1 protein-coding gene and 1 pseudogene are annotated in these 2,437 nt (G+C 60.0%); both read left to right on the top strand.

Annotated elements, in window-relative coordinates:
* The first annotated feature begins 586 nt into the window (after positions 1–586).
* On the top strand, positions 587–1,549 hold the full coding sequence (locus tag DWW51_RS09990) for an Abi family protein (protein WP_117640141.1): 963 nt from the start codon (positions 587–589) through the stop codon (positions 1,547–1,549).
* Positions 1,550–1,924: 375 nt separating this feature from the next.
* A pseudogene (locus DWW51_RS10500) lies at positions 1,925–2,437 on the top strand (YjdF family protein); the annotation flags it as partial.

Below are 2,437 nucleotides of genomic sequence, written 5' to 3'. Positions count from 1 at the left end.
AGACGGCTTTTACGGCACATATTGGGCGTGCAAGGACACACATACAGCAGCGGGCACGGATTCGATTGAAACCGTGCCCGCTATCTAATACTATATTATTTTATTGAACGTATGTTCTATTCCCACTCGATGGCTTTGGTTCTGTCGTCCCGTCATTCCAGTTGCACCCAGTTTTCGGCATCGACACGGAACGCGTGCCGCCGAATGACGCGATGTCGCGTTTCGTCGGCTTCGGGGACAAAAGTTGGGACAACCTCAAAAACTTTTTTCAAACTCAGGGGTTTGAGTTTTTGTTTTTGTCCCAAAGGGCGCGGCGGGCCGCCTTTGGAGGCTCGATGGCGCCGAAAACGCCCGTTTTGAAACTCAACCGCCCTTTTGCCTGCAAGCCGCCAGCTGCAATCGCAAGTGAATTAACGCGGGTGGCTTGCGCGCCATTTGCAAAACCCCATGTCGCAGGTCTTCGCCATTCGTGAACAAAGTGAGTAGTCTCAGGTGGCTTGCTTATGAGTTGGCGAACGGGCCTTCAGGATTCAGGGCAAACATGCTGGTAGAATAGGATTCTCAAATCAATGACAGGAGACCGAGCATGGCCGAACCCCACGATAGGAAGCCGATCCTCACGATCGAGCAGCAGATAGAGCACCTCAAGCAGAAGGGCGTAGCCTTCGAGCTGTGTTCCGAGGAAAAGGCCGCGGACTACCTGCGCGACAAGTGCAACTTCTTCAAGCTCGCATCCTACCGCAAACTCTTCTCGAAATACGAGGGAGGCCCGCGCGACGGCCGCTACGTAGACCTCGACTTCGGCCAGCTGCGCCTGCTCGCGGCGCTCGACCAGGAGCTGCGCCACGCCCTGCTCGGCATGACGCTCGACATCGAGCACTTCCAGAAGGTGACACTGCTTCGCGAGATGGAGGACCGTGGAGAGGACGGCTACGCCATCGTGGCCGACTACATGGCATCGCTTACCACTGCAAACAGGGAGTACCGCCTGCGCGAGCTCAAGATGAGCGGCCGCAGCCCCTACAGCTCGAGCCTCTACGCGAAGTACTCCGGCGACATGCCTGCCTGGGCCTTCCTTGAGCTCACCTCGTTCGGCACCCTCATCGACTTCGTGCGCTTCTGCGCCAGGCGATGGGGCGACAGGCGCCTCGAGGCCTCCCACTACGACCTCAAGCGCGTGAAGTCCGTCCGCAACTGCGCCGCGCACGGCTCGTGCCTGATCAACTGCTTCGCCGAGAGGGGCGCCGCCCGGGGCTCGGCGTCCAGCGGCGTCTCCCGAAGGGTGGCCGCCGTGGGAATTCCCAAGGCGACCAGGAGGAAGTGGATGGGGAATACGGCCATGCAGGAGGTCGCGACCGTGCTCGTGGCGCACTCCGGCTTGGTACCCGAGGGCTCCTCGCGCTCGCGCGCCGCATCCGAGCTCGCCGAGATGTTCGCCAGGGCCGACGGCGAAACCGAGGCGCTGCCCGGCAAGGGGCCCGACGCCGCAGCTCGCTCCGCGCTCGAGTTCCTTCGCAGGTTGACAGAATCGCTCGGGTTGGTAGAATAGCCTGCAGATAGCAAAACCTTCACGGTTTTAGGGGCGGACTTGCGCAAGCGACTCTGCCCTATTTTTATATTCACTCGCTATAGGAGACGGGTGATACCTGGGTCAATGACAGAACTGAGAAGCCCGGAATAATGGAGCCAGTTAGAAACCCTCGGGTTTGCGGGGCGGGATCGTGAGAGCGATTCTGCCCTATTTTTTCCTCCGTCTGCCCCAAACCAAGTAGTTCGAAGATAGCCTGTAGGTGTCCTCGTGGGCGCCTTTTATTTTCAGGGAATCGGCCGCTTCATGAACGAGCGACCGGCTTGACCTAGATCGAACCGCCTTCATCTCCGTCTAGGCGCCGGCAATCAACATCGTAAATCCGCGCGTGCTACAATGCGGGCATCAGAGATGAAAACACAGTCCCCGTCGGGTAGTCGTGGGCGTGCGGGAGTCCGCATCAGTAACCTGCCTCCTTGGTTGTCCCTTCTCTGCATGGTCATCTACATAAAGGAGGAACCAGCCATGCAGATCAGCGTGTCGCCCACCCTGACCGTATATCACGACGGCCAATTTTGGGTCGGGCTGGCGGAACACGCCGAGGACAGAACATACGGCGTCGCCCGCATCGTCTTCGGCGCGGAACCGTCCGATGAGGAAATCCTGCAATTCGTTACAAGCAAATGGGCGGAGCTCGCGTTCTTCGGTGGCGATCCCGCCGAGACGAGCAAGCCCGCAAAACCCCAAGCGCCGAGCCCGCGAGGCGTCGAAGGCCCTTAAGCAGCCGGCGATGGGCACCAAGGCGCAGCAGGCGCTCGCGAGTCAGCGGGAGGCGATGAAGCAGGAATCGGCCCGCGCAAGAAGCCAGCGTCGCGCGGATGAGGCGGAGGCGCGCTTCGAGCAGCGAAA

Origin of the sequence: Collinsella sp. AF15-51 (assembly GCF_003462845.1) — a bacterium.
Classification (GTDB): Bacteria; Actinomycetota; Coriobacteriia; order Coriobacteriales; family Coriobacteriaceae; genus Collinsella.
This window is presented reverse-complemented; position numbering and strand designations above follow the sequence as displayed.

Bases quoted from the DNA above. Each gene is read 5' to 3' on its own strand.
- DWW51_RS09990 (WP_117640141.1), top strand. From the start codon at position 587: ATGGCCGAACCCCACGATAGGAAGCCGATCCTCACGATCGAGCAGCAG.